This is a genomic window from Caballeronia udeis, from assembly GCF_001544555.2.
In the GTDB taxonomy this organism is placed as follows: Bacteria; Pseudomonadota; Gammaproteobacteria; order Burkholderiales; family Burkholderiaceae; genus Caballeronia; species Caballeronia udeis.
Genome location: NZ_FCOK02000006.1, coordinates 34191 through 51868, shown reverse-complemented (window position 1 = coordinate 51868; position 17678 = coordinate 34191). Strand labels below are relative to the sequence as shown.

Genomic DNA, 17678 nt, shown 5'->3' with positions numbered 1-17678 from the left:
CCCCTTGGGCAGGTTCAGTCACTGGTGGCGAAGCGTGTGGGTATCCGTGTTCGGAGAAAGAGGGGTTCACACATCCGTGGCTCTGGCGAGCACCGTGCTTTTCGGGTACCCATGAATAGAAACTGCACGCTGTGGACACTTAGGGTAGTGCGGTTAAAGCGCGTTCTTTGCTTCATTTCTTTGTCGCTAAGGACCAGGAAATGACGCGCCGCCACGCGCAGTGGCTAATAGTGATAAAGAAAATAGCTCACTCAGGCAGACCACTAACCCCGAAAGCAGCAACCCGGCACTGACTCAGACCGCTACCCCCGAAACCTGGCAACCCGGCACCAACCCCGACCGCCACCCCCAGAACCCGCACAACCCAAACTGCTACCCCCCAGCGCCAGCGCCCCGTCCATTCAGTCAAGAAAATCGCAATTCGCCTCGACAAACGCCGCGAGATCCAGCGAATGCTGCCTGACCAGCCTCTCGACCAACTCGGTATCCCGAGCCTCGAGCGCCTCGATGATCTTCATATGGTCTTGAATCGACCGCGCCGCCCGATCGCTTTGCGAAATCGTCATCTTCCGGATCGCGCGCACGTGCACGAAAATATTCTTGATCGTATCGAAGATGATCTGCGACTTGCTCAACTGCACAATCGCTTGATGGAAGGCAATATTCGCCTCCGAATACTCTTCGATATGTTCGGCCGGCGCCTGGTTCTGAAAATGGTCAAACATATGCCGCAACGAAGCAATCTCTTCGTCCGTCGCGCGCTGAGTCGCGAGCCTCGCCGCCATGCTTTCCAGCGCGGCCCACATATTGATCATCTCGACAATCTCGTGCTTGGTCTTGCGCACGATATAAATCCCACGACGCGGCACCGTACGCAGAAACCCTTCCTGCTCGAGCAACGTCATGGCTTCGCGAATGGGTGTACGACTCACGCCCAGCGCTTCCGTCAAATCCTTCTCGTCCAGCCGGATCTCTTCCCGCGAACGATAAATGTCCGCTTCCGAAATGGCCTGGCGAAGCCGCGCATACGCCTGATCGCGCAACGAAGCCGTCGCGTTGATCGGCGCCAGCGAAAGCGTCACGCCAGCAGGCTTACCTTCTGCACGCGGCTCAAGAAGATTGGCCGGGGTCGCTGCAACTTCTGTATCAGATGGCATTGATGGTTTGATGTCCCAGGTTCCGCACGCCCGTCGTCGCCCGTGTACCCGTGCTGCCGCCCTGGTCATCCGCCGTCAGCCCGGCGTACCGACCATTGTCCTGCGCGCGCTGCAACACGTCTTGCGGCACCGCCGATGCCAGTGCAAACGTCACACCCACACCGCCCGCTACCAAGGCAATTCCGATCACGACTAATAAAGCGATGCTCATTTCCGGCTCCTAGTGGTTTACTCCAAGAGCCTTCAGTATATGTTGCGTCGCAATGCAACGCAACATATTTCGTATGTGATATATCAGAAACAACAGTCCTCCTGTGTTCGCAGTTTAAGCGGCTTTTTGCGAACGTGTGAAGGATTCAATCGTTTTGATACCGGGCTTGGCCGTGCCCTGGTTGACGCCTTCGCGCAGCTTGATCAGCGCGAGCACGGCGTCGATCATCGGCGTGTCGACGGCAAGCCTGCGGCCAATTTCCTGCACGACGGTCACGATCGGATCGATCTCCATGGGACGGCGGGCTTCGCAATCCATCAGCATCGAGGTCTTGTGAGCGCCGACAGCTGCTGCTCCGTTGATGCGCTTTTCCACATCGACACGGAAATGAACGCCGAGCTGCTCGGCAATGCCCTGCGCCTCCTCCATCATGCGGCGTGACAGCGCGCGCACGGCAGGATCGCCGGCAAGAACATCGAGCGTGGCGCCCGTGAGCGCGCTGATCGGGTTGAAACAGAGGTTGCCCCACAGCTTCAGCCAGATCTCGTCGCGGATGTTGTCGCGCATTGGTGCTTCCATGTCGGCGGCGCCCATGATGTCGTGGAACGCCTGCAGCCGCGGCGTTACCAGTCCGCTCGGCTCGCCGATGGGAAATTTCTTGCCGTACACGTGACGGATCACGCCCGGCTCCGCAATTTCGGCTGCGGGAATCAGCACGCAGCCTATTGCGCGCTCCGGCCCGAGGACCTGCCATTGGCGGCCGCCCGGATCGACGCTTTCCAGCGTGGTACCGGCCAACGCACCGCCATGCTCGTGGAAATACCAGTACGGCAAACCGTTCACCGCCGTGACCACGGCCGTATCCGGTCCCAGCAGCGGTTGCATCAGGTCCACCACGCCAGGCACCGAATGCGCCTTCAACGCAATCACCACGTAGTCCTGCGGCCCAAGCTCCGCGGGATTGTTCGTGCAGCGGACCTTGACGGTGTGCTCCTCACCATCGATCTGCAAGCGCACGCCGTTCGCCTGCATGGCAGCCAGATGCGGCCCCCGTGCGACGAAACTGACATCCGCCCCAGCCCGGGCCAGTTGCGCACCCATATAACCGCCGATCGCGCCGGCACCGTAAATGCAAATTTTCATTGTTGTCTCCTGGATTGTCGGCTCTTCTGATATACAACATATTAGATTCAGTATTGGATAACAACGAAGAAAGAGCAAGAAAAAAGCGCGACTCTTTTCAGGGAGCCGCGCTTCGAATACTCAGTGGATTGGGGTCAGGCGTGGGCGATTTGCAGCGGCTTATGTTGCTCATCATAGGACGAAATGACGTGCGTCCAGATACACGCCGCCTGCGCTTGCAACGTGCGGCCGCGCCGCTTGACGAGCACGACGGGCCGCGTCACCGGCGGCCATAGCTGCACCGGTTGAACCAGCGCTTGCGCCGAGGCTGCGCCTGCGTGCATGGGCTGAATGCCAAACCCAAGTCCCGCCGCGACCATATGCTCGACGCTCGCGGCCTGGGTCAGCCGCTGAAGCCTGACGTTCGATGCACCGTGTTCATCGAGCGCACGCGCGATGAGGTCGAAACTGCCGGCGTCGTCGTCGAGAAGAAACAGACTCGCGCCGCCCAGGTCGCGCCATCGCACCGTGGCGTGCGATGCCAGCGCATGTCGCGCCGGAACGATCGCGCAGAGGGAATCGGAGAAAAGGGTTTGCGTCGATAAATCGCAGAGATCGTGAGGATTGCTATCGTCCAGGGGACCGGCCAGCACGCCCATGTCGGCATCGCCGGCGCGCACGAGCTCGAGCACCTTGCGTGCAGGCGCATCGTGCAACGTCAGCGCAATATTGGGGTAGCTCGCCCGGCACGATGAGAGCAGCGCCGGCAGCACCGAAGCGACCAGGCTTGAGCTGCTCGCTATCGACACCGCGCCGCTCTCCGCCGTGGAAACCTGCCGCCCGAAACGCAGCGCGGCTTCGAGTTCATCGACCAGTAACGCAATGCGCGGCAGCAGCGCGCGGCCGGTATCGGTGAGCGCGACCTGACGCGTCGTGCGGTCGAACAACTTCAGTTCCAGCAGGTCCTCCAGCTCCCTGATGCCGCGGCTCGCCGCCGACTGCGTGACGCCGAGCGCGTTGCCCGCCTGCGTGAAACTCCGATGCTGCGCAAGGATCACGAACAGGCGCAATTGCTGCAGCGACACGCCGGACGTCTTCAATCCCTGCACGGCATCAGTCGTCGGGCTCCGGTTCATTGCGCCGACGAGTTGCGCGGTGCTTCCGGCCAGGCAGCCTGAAACGTAGCGGCATCGAGCCGGCTCGACTCGGCAACCGTGTTGTCGATCCAGCGCTTTCTCATGGGCGCAAGCACGAACTTCGCGCACAGCCCGGCGGCAATCGAGATGGTGGCCGTCACGATGAACACCGTGTCCCATGAGCCGATGGCCGACAGCACCGAGGCAAGCGGCACGAGCATCGAAGCCGTGCCCTTCGCCGTATAGAGCGTACCGGCGTTGGCGGCGGCGTATTTACTGCCGAAGGTATCGGCGCAGGTGGCCGGGAAGATCGAGAAGATTTCGCCCCAGCACAGGAACGTCACGGCCGCGAAGAACATGAACAGATACGGGTTGTGACCGAACTCCATCAGCCCGAGCAATGCAACGCCTTCGCCGATGAAAATGAAGAACATGGTGTTCTCGCGGCCGATCTTGTCGGAGACCCAGCCGCAGAGCGGACGCGTAAAACCGTTGCACAGGTTGTCGATCGACAGCGCCATGGTCAGGAGCGGCAAGGTCACGCCGAGCAGGCTGACCGGCATCTTGGCAAAGCCGTATTCCTTCGCGATCGGACCGAGCTGCGCCGTGGCGATCACACCGCCCGCCGCCACGAACACGAACATCATGTACAGCACCCAGAAGAGCGGCGAGCGCACCATCTGGCCCGTCGTGTAGTCGATCTTCGACGCCACCACGCGCTTGGCCGGTACGGCATGGACCGGTGGCCTCGGACGGACCAGCAGCATGCCGAGCAACAGGATGCAGACGCCCTGGAAGATGCCGAAGAACACGAAGGTGTGCTCGTAGCCGGAGCGCTGGATCATGTTCGAGATGGGGATGACCGTGACCGCCGCGCCCGCCCCGAAACCTGCAGCCGTCAAACCGGCAGCGAGGCCGCGCTTGTCCGGGAACCACTTGAGCGCGGTGCCCACGCAGGTGCCGTACACGCAACCCGCGCCCACGCCGGCAATCACCGCCGCAATGTAGAGATGGACCAGGCTGGTCGCGTTTGCATCGATGATCCAGCCTAGCGCCGCGCAGATCGAACCGCCGATCACGACCGGCCGCGGGCCGAATTTATCGACGAGCCAGCCTTCGAGCGGCACCAGCCACGTTTCCGTGACAATGAAAATGGTGAACGCGGTTTGAATCGCCGCCTGACCCCAATGATGTTTCGCATCCATCGGGACTACGAACAAAGTCCACGCGTACTGCAGATTGGCGACCAAGCCCATGCAGATGATGCCGATGGCGAGTTGAGCCCACCGATTGTTGCGCCACCCAGTTTGGGGCTGGCCAGCGGCCGGTGCCGTCGCTGCGTTTGCCATGTCTGTCTCCGTTATGTTTGTATCAGCGCTCGTGCGGCGCGTAATCAACTGCTGCATCGACTATTTCGTCGATTACTTAATCGGCTGCGGCACACCGTGTCGTGAGTCAAGGTGTGAGGGGACTTGGTCGGTCAGGGAACGCGTTCGTGGCGCCGCTGCGGCGGATACGGCCACGCCCATCCTGCGGGCCGCAAAAGTAAGGGAGGTGATCGAAGAATCATGGTTAAGCGATTCCCAATGTTCTGATGCTTATAGGGGAAGACCCTGCCGCTGCCTTCTCCCCCCGTGCACCTTACGGAACTAGCGCACGTTGAAAGCATCCTGCGGCAGAAAAATGATTAGGGAAAGTTAGAAAAATTTATTGTATAAATTCAGGATCGTTTATAGGTGGAGATCCGCCATGATGCGTAATGCGACGCTCAGGCAACTGAAAATATTCGAAACCGTCGCTCGGAGGCTCAGCTTTTCGCGCGCTGCTGAAGAGCTCTACCTCACCCAGCCGGCCGTCTCCACGCAGGTCAAGCAGCTCGAGGAGCATGCGGGACTGCCGCTTTTCGAGCAGCTCGGCAAGAAGATCTACCTGACGTCGGCCGGCCACGAAATGCTTCACCACAGCCGCGCAATCCTCGAACAGTTCCGCGAAGCCGACGACGCCATGGCGCGACTCAAGGGTATTTCCGGAGGCACGCTGAACGTGGCCGTGATCAGCGCCGGGGACTATTTCTTTCCGCGCCTGCTGGCCGAATTCACCAAACGCAATGCCGACGTCAAGCTGAACCTGGCCGTCCATAACCGCGAAGAACTGCTGCACCAGCTCACCGACAACCTCACGGACCTCGCGATCATGGTTCGCCCGCCGAAAGACATGGACACCGAGAACGTGTCGTTTGCCCCGCACCCGTACGTGATCGTGGCGCCCCCTGATCATCCGCTGGTGGGCAGGAAGAACATTCCGCTGGAGTCGCTTGTCGACGAACCGTTCATCGTCAGGGAGCGCGGTTCCGACACCCGGAATTCGATGGAAGAAGGTTTCGCGGGACGGTTCAAGCCCCGCAATATCGCAATGGAAATCACCAGCATGGAGACCATCAAGCAGGCGGTGATCGCCGGCATGGGGATCAGCTTCCTGTCGGCGCACACGGTCAGCATGGAGTTGCAGATCGGACGGCTGGCCGTGCTCGACATAGAGGGTTTCCCCGTGATGCTCAACTGGTATCTCGTGCATCGTCACAACAAGCGGCTGCCGGCAGTGGCAATGGCGTTCAAGCAATTCCTCATTGAGGAAGGGGCGGCGCAAATCTCGACCATCACGCATATCGGGTAAACCATCTATTAGGTATCTTTAATAGTTAAGCAAAAAACAAGTGACTATCGTATATGGATGGTTCTTTCTATCCTGTAGTTAAGCCACGCAGCCATATCACGCTGTCGTTAGGGCTACCTTAGGAGACGACCATGAACCATTCACAAGCCACGATCGCCGATGCGCGCGAACTCCAGACGCAGCTTTGCGCCTACAACAGCGCCTTCGAAGAACTTGACCTGATGTTCCGCTGGGACGTCGAAACCCTTAAGTCGCTGGCGCATGCAGCAAGCGATCAGGCGCGCATCGCCCAGTACATCGAAATGCATTGCTCTCACCTGCTCAAGGCGTACAGCACGGAGTTCTTGTGCCAGGCCATCGTGGACAGGAAAAACGCGTATTACGAAGCGTGCCGCGCCACCAGCATCGCCCGCGCCGACGACACCCGCGGCGCGCGGATGTGGCGGCCCGACTGCGATACCCCGCATGCGCAAGCCGCCTGACGCGCGAATGTTCCAGCCTGAGGTCATGCCTCAGGTACTACGATTTCAAAGGGGGCGGGTTTGTCAAACCCGCCCCTTCCTTCATTGCGCCAGCGACACCCACACGCTCTTGGGCTCCGTGAAGTTCTCGATGGCCACGTCCCCGTGCTCGCGGCCAAAGCCTGAATCACCCGAGCCGCCCCATGGCAATCGCACATCCGTATAACCGTAGGTATTCACCCAGACCGTGCCCGCCCTGAGCGCTGACGCCATCCGGTGCACCCGGCCTATGTCCGCACTCCACACACCCGCAGCAAGGCTGTAGAGCGTCCCGTTGGCGATGCGCACGGCATCGGCTTCATCGTCGAAGGGAATCACGCTGACCACCGGGCCGAAGATCTCTTCCTGCGAGATGCGCATCTCGTGCTCGACATTGGCAAACACCGTGGGCTCGACAAAATAGCCGCGCTCGCCCCAGCGCCTTCCACCCGACACGACCGACGCCCCTTCACTCTTGCCTATGTCCACGTAGTCGAGCACCGACTGCATCTGCTTCGCGGAAATGAGCGGCCCCATCGACGTCTCTTTCTGCGATGGATCACCGAGCGTGACTGCCTTCGCACGCTGCGCAAGACGTTCGACGACCTCGTCGTACACGGCTCGCTGGACCAGGACCCGCGAACCCGCCGAACACACCTGCCCCGCGTTGAAAAAGATCCCCGAGGCGGCTGCGCGCGCGGCCTGATCGAGATTGGCATCGGCGAAGATCACGTTGGCCGACTTGCCGCCCAGTTCAAGCGTCACTCGCTTGAAGTTGACCGCCGCGCCCTGCAGAATGCCCCGGCCGACCGATGGCGAACCGGTGAACGTAACCTTGTCCACACCCGGATGTGCGACGAGCGCGTCGCCGACCACCGAGCCCTTGCCGGTAACAATATTGAGTACGCCCGGCGGTACGCCTGCTTCCAGCGCGAGACGGCCGAGCATCAACGCCGACAGCGGCGTCAACTCCGCAGGCTTGACGACCAGCGTGCAGCCGCAGGCAAGCGCGGGTGCAATCTTCCACATGCCGATCATCAACGGGAAATTCCACGGCACGATAGCCGCGACCACGCCGACCGGTTCGCGCACGGTGTAGGTCAGCGCGTCCGGGCGCGCGGGCACCACTTGCCCATTGATCTTGTCGCACCAGCCCGCGTAATACGCGAGGGTGTCGATGGCAGCCGGTACATCCTGGCGCCGCACGCCGGAGATAGGCTTGCCGGCGTCCAGACTTTCCACCGCGGCAATTTCATCCTGATGCGTGCGCATCAATTCTGCAAAGCGCGTCAGGATCCGGCCTCGCTCGGATGCGCGGATTGCGTTCCATGGTTTCAACGCGGCGCGCGCAGCTTGCACGGCACGGTCGACATCAGCAGCGGTGCCTTGAGCAACGCTCGCTATCTGCGTCTCGGTCGATGGATCGATGATGCTGGAATACGCGCCGCCACCGGGCGGTATTGCTTCGCCACCAATCAGCAGCTCGTAACGTTTCACGTCCGCTTGGGCGGTCATTGTTGTCTCCTTTTACCGTATTGCAGTCCCGCGCGCGGTCTCTGTATCCGGATCACGCGCTGGATTTTGCTTCGAGTTCAGCGAGGCGCTTGCGCAGGTTTCGCTCTTCAGTGAAGCGGCTGGTTTCATCGCGTATGACAGCCACGATGCCGCTTACACCGTGTTCCGGTCCGGCTGAATGCAGCAGCGCAACCGTGAATGCAATCGATAAGGACCGGCCGTCCTTGTGCATGGCCGGCACGCGCAGCACGTCGTGTCCGTAACGTGTCTCGCCGGTCGCCATGGTCTTTTCGTAGCCGCTCCAGTGACGCCCTCGCAAGCGCTCGGGAATGATGAGGTCCAGCGAATTTCCCAGCGCTTCTTCGGGCGTGAACCCGAACATGCGCTCGGCAGCGGGGTTCCATAAGGTGATTGCGCCACTGGCGTCGGAAATGACGACCGCGTCGCCGATCACGTCGACCAGTTGCTCGAAATCGATGGGGGATTTGGGTTGCATGGCGCTATTCATGGTTGAAATGGCCTGGGTCTTTTTCTGGCCGCGCCGCGGATCCCCGTCAGGGCATCCACGGCGCGGCGTTCTTGCGTCTGTGCTGCGTTTAAACGGCCTGTTTCTGATGCAGGTCGGCGATCTGCGCGCTGCTATAACCCAGGCTCTCGAGCACTTCGTCCGTATGCTCGCCCAGCAACGGCGACCCCGTGATCTCCGGCTTCATGTCCGAGAACTTGATCGGGCTGCCCACCGTGAGATACGTGCCGCGTTCCTTGTGCGGGACTTCAGCAATCGTACCGCTTTCGCGCAACGAAGGATCGTTGGCCAGCTCTTTCATCGTCAGCACGGGCGCGCACGGAATATCGAACTTGCGCAGGATATCGACTGCTTCGAACTTGGTCTTGTCGGCGAGCCATTCTTCGATGGTCTTGAAGATGTCGAAGATATGCGGCTGGCGTGCGCTCGCCGTGTTGTAGTTCGCGTCGTCGATCCACTCGGGTTTGCCGATCGCGCGGCAAATCGGCGCCCAGGCGTGACCCTGGATCGTGAAGTAGATGTACGAGTTGGGATCGGTTTCCCAGCCCTTGCACTTGAGCACCCATCCCGGCTGTCCACCGCCGCCGGCATTGCCGCCGCGCGGAACGACATCGCTGAATTCGCCGTGCGGGTATTGCGGATACTCTTCCAGGTAACCCAGCCGGTCCAGGCGCTGTTGGTCACGCAGCTTCACGCGGCACAGGTTGAGCACGCTGTCCTGCATGGATACCGCGACCTTCTGCCCCTTGCCCGTCTTGTCACGCCCGATCAGCGCCGTCAGGATGCCGATGGCCAGGTGCATGCCGGTGTTGCTGTCGCCCAGCGCCGCTGCGCTGATGGTCGGCGGGCCGTCCCAGAACCCCGTGGTCGATGCCGCGCCGCCCGCGCATTGCGCGACGTTTTCGTAGACCTTCAGGTCGTCGTAATGGTGGCCGTCGCTGAAGCCTTTCACGGAAGCCAGGATCATCTTCGGATTCAGTTCGCTGATGACGTGCCACGGGAAACCCATCCGGTCGAGTGCGCCCGGACCGAAGTTTTCCACCATCACATCGGATTCCTTAATAAGCTTCTCCAGCACTTCCTTGCCTTCCGGCTTCTTCGTGTCGAGCGTGAGCGACTTCTTGTTGCTGTTGAGCATGGTGAAATACAGCGCGTCGACATCCGGGATATCGCGCAGTTGCGTGCGGGTGACGTCGCCCGAACCCGGGCGTTCCACCTTGATCACGTCGGCGCCGAACCACGCTAGCAACTGCGTGCAGGCGGGGCCTGCCTGCACGTGCGTGAAGTCGATAATCTTGATTCCCTCGAGTGGCTTGCTCATGATTCCTGTCTCCTGACTCACTGGCTAAAGGTGGGTTTTTACTGATGTTCCAGGCGGTGACATCGGCGGCGCGCGTTTGCATTGCCGCCGATGCCTTCCAAGCGGATTACTTTTTCATCGCCGTGCTTTGCGGGTTCAGATTCGTCAGGCGGCCGCTCTCGGTGCCGGCGGCTTCATCGATAACCGCGTTGATGAGGGTCGGCTTGCCGGACGCAATGGCTTCCTGCAGCGCCTTCGTCAGCTCTTCCGGCGTGGTGGCGTGGTGGCCTACGCCGCCGAATGCCTCGATCATCTTGTCGTAGCGAGCGCCCTTGACGAACACGGTCGGGGCGACGTCCTTGCCGCCGGTCGGGTTCACGTCAGTGCCGCGATACACGCCGTTGTTGTTGAAGACGATGGTGCAAACCGGCAGGTCGTAGCGGCAGATGGTTTCGAGTTCCATGCCGCTGAAACCGAACGCGCTGTCGCCTTCAATGGCGACGACCGGCTTGCCGCTGGTGACCGCCGCGCCAATCGCAAAGCCCATGCCGATACCCATGATTCCCCAAGTGCCCGAATCGAAACGCTTGCGCGGCTCATACATGTCGATGATGCTGCGGGCGTAGTCGAGGGTGTTCGCCCCTTCGTTGACCACGTTGATGTCCGGACGCGTCTTCAACACGTCGCGGATCGCGCGCAGTGCGCTGTGGAAATTCATCGGCGACGGGTTCTTCGCGAGCGTCGCGGCCATCTTCTCCAGGTTCTTGCTCTTGCGCTCGGAGATCGCGCCCGTCCATTCGGTGCTCGGCTTCGGGAAACTGGCATCCATGCCGCCGAGCAAGGCCGACACGCAGGAGCCTATATCGCCGATCACCGGCGCCGCGATCGCCACGTTGCTGTCGATTTCAGTCGGCGAGATGTCGACCTGGATGAATTGCTTCGGTGCGCCGCCCCACGTCTTGCCCTTGCCGTGCGACAGCAGCCAGTTCAGGCGTGCGCCGATCAGGAGAACGACGTCGGCTTCCTGCAGCACGAACGAGCGCGCGGCGGACGCCGATTGCTCATGGGTATCGGGCAGCAGCCCCTTTGCCATCGACATCGGCAGGTACGGAATGCCGCTCTTTTCCACGAGATCGCGGATCTGCGCGTCGGCCTGGGCGTAAGCCGCGCCCTTGCCGAGCAGGATCAGCGGACGCTTCGCGCCCTTCAGCACGTCGAGCGCACGCTTGACCGAGTCAGGCGCCGGAAGCTGGCGCGGTGCCGCGTCAACCACGCGTACCAGCGACTGCTTGCCCTTCACGGCGTCGACGGTCTGCGACAGCAGTTTCGCCGGCAAGTCCAGGTAGACGCCACCGGGACGGCCCGACACCGCCGCACGGATCGCCCGCGCAATGCCGATGCCGATATCTTCCGCGTGCAGCACGCGGTACGCGGCCTTCGCGTAGGGCTTGGCCGCGTTGAGCTGATCCATTTCCTCGTAATCGCCTTGCTGCAAGTCGACGATCTCGCGCTCGCTGGATCCGCTGATCAGGATCATGGGGAAACAGTTGGTGGTCGCGTTGGCCAGCGCCGTCAGGCCGTTCAGGAAGCCCGGCGCAGAAACGGTCATGCAGATGCCCGGCTTTTGCGTCATGTAGCCGGCGATAGCCGCCGCATTACCCGCGTGCTGTTCGTGACGAAAGCCGATGAAGCGCATGCCTTCGGCTTGCGCCAGGCGCGCCAGGTCGGTAATGGGAATGCCGACCAGCCCGAAGATCGTGTTGAGGTCGTTCAGCTTCAGGGCGTCGATGACCAGATGAAAACCGTCGGTGGTCGCAGGTGTTTCTTGCTTCGCTGTCTCGGCTGCAGTGGCGGTCTGCGGATGGTTCAATACTTCTGCCATAACGTCTCCCCTCCTTGGCGGGTGTTGTTTGGTTTGTGATATACAATATTCCACACACAGTATTAGTCAAGCGGATTTGTTTGATGCGTCGAATGTGGTGCGGTGCGATTGACGCGAAAATGCTGGCGCACCGGCAGGTTTGACGTTTTTTTTGCTGCGATGCGATGAGGGTGTTTGAGCGATGCTGCGGGTTTCGCGGCAGGGAGCAGGGGCGAACGGGGACTGTGGTGGAGGCGTGCGGCACAGCCGTTTGCCAGCGCTTGCCGGAGCGTGGGTTTACCCGCGCTTAGCGGCGGATGCCTGCGCTTGAGTCGTCAATCCGCGGAGGATTGACGAGGTGATTGTCTGTATGAAATGTCGATCTTCCGCACGCTCACACGCTCTATGACGTCCATTGAAAAACCAGATCGGCGTGCCCGCGGGTTGACTCAATCAGCGCCGCGTTGACCTCGTCGGTTCGCTGGACCCATTCTCTGGCGGCGTCTTCATCGCGGCCAAACTGCACGTGGCGCGCGATGAGCCGCTGCACGCGCAATTGCGGATCGACGTCGACGTACCAGGCTTCGTCGAGCAAAGGCCGAACCGCCTTCCAGTGGCCTTGCTGCAGCAGCAGGTAGTTGCCTTCGGTGATCACAAGCGGCACGTCCGGCATGACCGGAATAGCCCCGGCAATGGGTTCCTCGATCTCCCGGCGAAACGTGGGAGCGTAGATCAGCTCGTTGTCACGCTGCGCGTGCAAGCGCTCCAGCAATGCGGCGTAACCGGCGCTGTCGAACGTATCCTCGGCGCCCTTGCGGGACGCGCGGCCCAGACGGGCGAGTTCGACGTTCGCAAGATGAAAACCGTCCATGGGCACGACCACCGCGCGGCCCGGCAGTGCCTCGAGAATGGCCTGCGCCAGCGTTGATTTGCCGGCGCCCGGCGCACCCACGAGCCCAAGGATACGGCGCCGACCATCCGCTACCAGCTGATGCAGTCGCGCGAGAAAACGGTCTTCGATCATCGGCACAATCCTGTTTGGGTTTTGTTTATTGCGGCACGGCACACTTCGCTGGTCTTCGAGCGGCTGGGGCTTCGCCGCGAAACGAAGAAAGGACCTGGACGCGACGAGCGCATGATCGCAGACGTGCCATGTCTCGCGTCCTTCCAAGCCCCAGTCAAAATCCCTCTAATGGTGCGCCCTGGCTTTAGCCGCGGCGTTGATACCGCCGGCCATGAACGTCCGCGCATGAGTGGCCAGATCCATGCTGTCGTCCCACAGGTTCCGCCAGATCGCCAGCGCGTTTGACAGTTGCTCGTTCACGACCGTGGATGAGAAGCTCTCGAAGGTGACCACGCCCTCATAGCCGATCATGGATAGTGCGTGAAAGAACTGGGCAAAATCAATAGTGCCCGAGCCCAGATAACCCCGATTACTTTCGCCGATATGGACATAACCCAAACGCTTGCCGCATGCCAGCACCGGCTGCATAAAGTCGGATTCCTCAATATTCATGTGATAGGTATCAAGGTGTACCACTACGTTGGGCGCATTGACTTCATCCAGCATGTCGAGCGCTTGTGATGCCGTGTTGAGCAGGTTGCTTTCGTAGCGGTTCACGACTTCGAGGCCGAGAGTGACGTCCTTCTTCAAGGCGAAATCCGCAATCCGCTTGAGCGAGTCAACCGCGTTGCGCCTTCCTTGAGCGGTGAGCGGCGCCGAGTACTTCGCCATTGCACCGTACAGGATGCCGCCGAAGTACTTGCCGCCGAGTTCCGCCGTGATGCTGACGCCCTCTTCCAGCAATGCCAGGCCACGTGCAACCGACTCCGGGTTGTCGCTGGATACGTCCGCGTCCAGCGTAAGGCCACGCGAACACCCGATCTCCAGGCCATGCTCCTGGAGCAGGTCACGCGTAAGCGACAGGTCCATGACCTTGGGCCCGTGAAGCGACAACTCGACCAGATCAAAACCCGCTGCCCTGGTCTGGCTGATGACCTTGCGGGTCGACTCCGGCGTCAGGTCGCCGGCCCATACCAATGCATGAACACCGAGCTTATTCATTGAGTCACTCCTCCGGTAGCGGTCGCGCGTCTGCGGACCAAAGACTGAAAATAACCGCGTGCCCATGCCCAGCGCAGGAACATCACGGCGAGTAAAAACACGCCCCACAAAGCGGTGGCAAGGTGCTGGTTGGCGCCGAGCAGGTTCAGGCCGGAGGCAATGACCTGCAGGATCACAAGCGCAATCACCACGGGCACGACTCGCCCGAAGCCGCCGAACGGATCCACGCGGCCGAGGAAACAGGCAAGCACGGCGATCAGCAGGAATGCCTCGCCGTGCCCGACGCGCACCGAGTTGAAACTCGCCAGCATCACCACACCAGCCACGCCGCACATCAGGCCGGAGAGCATGTAGATGCGGGTCACGGCGCTGCGGGTGTCAATGCCCGAATAGCGGGTCGCTTCAATATTCGAACCGATCATGCGCGTGGCGAAGCCAAGCCGCGAGCGCGTCATGACCACATGCCAGAGCGCCGCACATCCGGCGAAAATCCAGAGCGGGACCGGAACGCCGAGCAGGAGGCCGTTGCCCAGCTTCAGCACGAAGGGGGGAAACCCTGAAATGTCGCCGCCGTGGGTCAGGAATTCTCCTAGCCCGCGCAGGAAGATCATCATTGAAAGGGATACCAGGATCGGGCTCGCGCCGGTGCGCGCGATGATGGCCCCCATGATCCATCCTGCCGCTGCGCCCGTGGCAAGTGCAGCGCAAATCCCAAGCACAATAGCGCCGGCGCCTGCATCCGCGCCCCCGTGGGCATGCAGCACCCAGGCCATCGCGAGGCCGGCTATGTTCGCGGTGAATGTGACGGCCAGGTTGAAGCCGCCGGAGATCAGCGGCATCAGCATGGCCAGTGTAAAGAGCCCCAGTTCAGGCAACTGAAACGCCACCGAGACAAAGGTGTCGGTAGTAAGGAAACGGTCCGAGGCGAAACTAAGGACCACGATCACAATGATAAGGAATCCTGACAGGCCGACGACATCAGCTTGCACGAGCGGCACAGCGGAGCCTTGCGACGAGGACGTTTTCATGATGAAACCTTTGCACGTGGCAGCGTGAAACGCGATCCGACCAGCTTGGCCAGGCCTTCACTCGACAAGGTGATGGCGATCAGGATGATGGCGCCGATGATCATCTTGAACGCATAGGGCGAGATCCCGAGCAGGTTCAGGCCATTCGCGGTAATGGCGGTCAGGAGGACGCCCAGGATTGCGCCGAGGATCGTGCCGCGCCCGCCGCCCAGCCGGGCGCCGCCGAGCACCACGGCCGCGAGCACGTCGAGTTCCCGGCCGTAAAGCGCGTTGGGCACCACCTCTTGCACGTAATGAGCCTGCATGAGCCCTGCGATACCCGCCATCATCCCGAGCCAGCCGAAGGCCACGTAATGCATCGCGCCAATGTTGATGCCCACACGCCGCGCTGCTTCCGGGTTGTCGCCCATGGCGTAGAGTTGCCGGCCGACAGTCGTGCGCCGAAGCAGGAACCAGGTGGCCGCGACCATGACTGCCATCACCGCGACGGGTAGCGCGAGCTCAGCCACGCCGCCTGACGTCTTGAACGAGATCAGCGACACGCGGTTCATCCACCAGTCCGGCAGGTCGTAGATCGACACGCCGCCCGTGAGGAACATCAAGCCACCGAAGAACACGTTGAAGGTCGCGATGGTCACGACGATCGATACGATGCGAAAGCGGTAAATGATGGTGGCGTTGATCGCGCCCAGCAGACAGCCGAACCCGGCGGCCACCAGGAAGCCCAATGCCCAGTCGCCGCCGCCCAGCCGCATGACGGTCAGCGCCGTCAGGTACTGGACCACGGACGCGCCGACCGCGAACGAGATGTCGATCCCGCCGGCAATGAGCACGACCAGCAAGCCGGCCGCAAAGATGATGTTGACCGCGCTTTGGTTAAGCAGGTCGAACAGGTTGGGCAGGGTAAGGAACGTTGAAGTCGTAGCCCCGAGCCCGATCACCATGGCGGCGATCACGAGAATCAGCAGGGCCTCGATCGAGCCGATCCCCCATTTGCGCAAGTCAGGCATGGACGTCTCGCTCGATCTGGTCGATGGTCGTGGCTCCCGGCACGTACTCCGCGATCATGCGTCCGTTGCGCATATGCAGGATACGGTCGGCGTTGAAATAGACCTCAGGGATCTCGTCGGAGATCAGCAGGATGGCCATGCCCTGCGCGGCGAGCCTATGAATAATGGCGAAGATGCCGGCTCGCGCCCCCACGTCGACCCCTACTGTGGGCGAATCCAGGATCAGCAGTTTCGGATTGGTCGCCAGCCATTTGGCGAGCACGATGCGCTGCTGATTGCCCCCGGACAATGTCGATACCGCATCTTCGGCCTTCCCGATCTTGACCGCCAGTTGTCTGATCCAGTCGCGGATCAGCGCGTCGCGCTTTCTGGGCGCAATCAGGCGGGTGGCATCGAGCAAATCATCCAGCACGGCGGCCACGGCGTTGTCGCCTATCGACTGCTGCTGCACGAGTCCCAGCTGAAGGCGATCTTCCGACACGTAAGCAATGCCCGCGCGAATCGCGTCGCGGTTCGAGCCGAGCGACAGTTTCGTTCCGTCGAGGCTGACCGCGCCGGCAGTCGGCCGCGTCATGCCGAACAACGACAACGCCAGTTCCGTGCGCCCTGCTCCAAGCCGGCCGGTAACACCGAGAATCTCGCCCTTTCGCACACTGAAGGAAACGGCATCGTATTCATTGCGACGTGACAGGCCCTCCACCTTCAGCACCACAGGCGCAGCGGACAGGTCCGTCGTGCGCACCGCGTAGTCGAAGGTGCGGCCGGTCATGAGTTCGGTGAGGCGGGTTTGCGTCATGCCCACAGTGGGGAACGTGCCGACATACTGTCCGTCGCGCAACACGGTCACGCGGGTACATACGTCCAGAACTTCAGCAAGCCGGTGACTGACGAATACAACGGCAATCCCGTCAGACGACAAGCGCCGGACAATCGTCAGCAATGCTTTGGTTTCGGCGTGACTGAGAGAAGCAGTAGGTTCGTCCATGAACACCAGCCGGGCGTCGGCTACGAGTGCGCGGGCGATTGCCACGATCTGCCGCTGGGCAATCGACAGCGAGCGTACGGAGCGGCCAAGATCGATCGCAACGCCCAGGCGTTCCAGGATGCGGCGCGCGGCAATTTTCATCTGGCCATAGTTGACCAGGCGCGGACGCGGGCCGAGGTTGCGTTCGAAGGCAATGTTCTCCGCCACGGTCATCTCGGGAAATAGCGCGAGGTCCTGCCATATCACCTGGATGCCAAGGTCGCGGGCCTTCGACGGTTCCAGACCGCCGATTGATTGCCCATCCATCAACATGACGGCGCCGGCTTCGGGCTGATAGACGCCGCTGATCACCTTGATCAGGGTGCTCTTCCCGCAGCCATTTTCACCGGCGAGGCACACGACCTCGCCCGGCATCACGTCAAACTTCACGGCCTGCAGCGCCTTTACGCCACCAAAAATCTTGGTGATGTTTTCAAGCTTGAGCAGTGGCGTGACGCCGATGCCACCGTTCTCGAGCGCCACCGCCATCTCGCTCGCGTCGCCTCGCGAGGGCGCGAAGCGGTCCTTCGAAGCCGCTGGAACCATGAAG

At 61.4% G+C, this 17678-nt stretch carries 16 protein-coding genes; 2 read left to right on the top strand and 14 right to left on the bottom strand.

The genetic code is table 11. The features are described 5' to 3' along the window. Positions 1-401: 401 nt before the first annotated feature. From AWB69_RS06595 to oxlT, 5 genes are all read right to left on the bottom strand, one after another. A complete protein-coding gene (locus AWB69_RS06595) occupies positions 402-1082 on the bottom strand; it encodes a GntR family transcriptional regulator (protein WP_407923020.1) in 681 nt (226 codons plus the stop codon). A gap of 64 nt (positions 1083-1146) precedes the next feature. Continuing rightward, a complete protein-coding gene (locus AWB69_RS06590; protein ID WP_062083471.1) occupies positions 1147-1368 on the bottom strand; it encodes a hypothetical protein in 222 nt (73 codons plus the stop codon). 114 nt (positions 1369-1482) lie between these two features. Further along, positions 1483-2511, bottom strand: coding sequence for a 2-dehydropantoate 2-reductase (locus AWB69_RS06585; protein WP_062083469.1), 1029 nt, complete (start codon positions 2509-2511; stop codon positions 1483-1485). Positions 2512-2645: 134 nt separating this feature from the next. Continuing rightward, entirely contained in the window at positions 2646-3626 is a 981-nt protein-coding gene (locus AWB69_RS06580) for a LysR family transcriptional regulator (RefSeq protein WP_062083467.1), read from the bottom strand. Continuing rightward, positions 3623-4975, bottom strand: coding sequence for an oxalate/formate MFS antiporter (oxlT, locus tag AWB69_RS06575; RefSeq protein ID WP_062083465.1), 1353 nt, complete (start codon positions 4973-4975; stop codon positions 3623-3625). Before oxlT ends, AWB69_RS06580 begins: the two co-directional genes overlap by 4 nt. A gap of 403 nt (positions 4976-5378) precedes the next feature. On the opposite strand from oxlT, the gene AWB69_RS06570 reads away from it, so the two are divergent. Together AWB69_RS06570 and AWB69_RS06565 are read left to right on the top strand one after the other, a co-directional pair. Then, a complete protein-coding gene (locus AWB69_RS06570) occupies positions 5379-6299 on the top strand; it encodes a LysR family transcriptional regulator (protein WP_062083719.1) in 921 nt (306 codons plus the stop codon). 131 nt (positions 6300-6430) lie between these two features. After that, a complete protein-coding gene (locus AWB69_RS06565) occupies positions 6431-6781 on the top strand; it encodes an HAD family hydrolase (protein WP_062083463.1) in 351 nt (116 codons plus the stop codon). A gap of 81 nt (positions 6782-6862) precedes the next feature. Here AWB69_RS06565 and AWB69_RS06560 read toward each other — a convergent pair whose 3' ends face one another. From AWB69_RS06560 to AWB69_RS06520, 9 genes are all read right to left on the bottom strand, one after another. Then, entirely contained in the window at positions 6863-8314 is a 1452-nt protein-coding gene (locus tag AWB69_RS06560; RefSeq protein ID WP_062083460.1) for an aldehyde dehydrogenase family protein, read from the bottom strand. 52 nt (positions 8315-8366) lie between these two features. Next, positions 8367-8810, bottom strand: a complete 444-nt coding sequence (locus AWB69_RS06555) for a PAS domain S-box protein (RefSeq protein ID WP_062083459.1) — start codon at positions 8808-8810, stop codon at positions 8367-8369. 100 nt (positions 8811-8910) lie between these two features. Further along, on the bottom strand, positions 8911-10161 hold the full coding sequence (gene frc, locus AWB69_RS06550) for a formyl-CoA transferase (protein ID WP_062083456.1): 1251 nt from the start codon (positions 10159-10161) through the stop codon (positions 8911-8913). Between the two features lie 106 nt (positions 10162-10267). Next, complete coding sequence (oxc, locus tag AWB69_RS06545) at positions 10268-12022, bottom strand: oxalyl-CoA decarboxylase (protein ID WP_062083455.1); 1755 nt, start codon at positions 12020-12022, stop codon at positions 10268-10270. A 382-nt stretch (positions 12023-12404) separates the two neighbouring features. After that, the gene (locus AWB69_RS06540) at positions 12405-13025 is read right to left on the bottom strand and encodes a nucleoside/nucleotide kinase family protein (RefSeq protein ID WP_062083452.1); all 621 of its coding nucleotides are present in this window, start codon (positions 13023-13025) and stop codon (positions 12405-12407) included. A gap of 165 nt (positions 13026-13190) precedes the next feature. Further along, positions 13191-14066: a sugar phosphate isomerase/epimerase family protein gene (locus AWB69_RS06535; RefSeq protein ID WP_062083450.1), complete on the bottom strand. Its 876-nt coding sequence runs from the start codon at positions 14064-14066 to the stop codon at positions 13191-13193. Further along, positions 14063-15094: an ABC transporter permease gene (locus AWB69_RS06530; protein ID WP_062083448.1), complete on the bottom strand. Its 1032-nt coding sequence runs from the start codon at positions 15092-15094 to the stop codon at positions 14063-14065. The genes AWB69_RS06535 and AWB69_RS06530 overlap by 4 nt, the downstream gene beginning before the upstream one ends. Continuing rightward, positions 15091-16104: an ABC transporter permease gene (locus AWB69_RS06525; RefSeq protein WP_062083446.1), complete on the bottom strand. Its 1014-nt coding sequence runs from the start codon at positions 16102-16104 to the stop codon at positions 15091-15093. Before AWB69_RS06525 ends, AWB69_RS06530 begins: the two co-directional genes overlap by 4 nt. Next, a complete protein-coding gene (locus AWB69_RS06520) occupies positions 16097-17617 on the bottom strand; it encodes a sugar ABC transporter ATP-binding protein (protein WP_062890646.1) in 1521 nt (506 codons plus the stop codon). Before AWB69_RS06520 ends, AWB69_RS06525 begins: the two co-directional genes overlap by 8 nt. Positions 17618-17678: the final 61 nt, after the last annotated feature.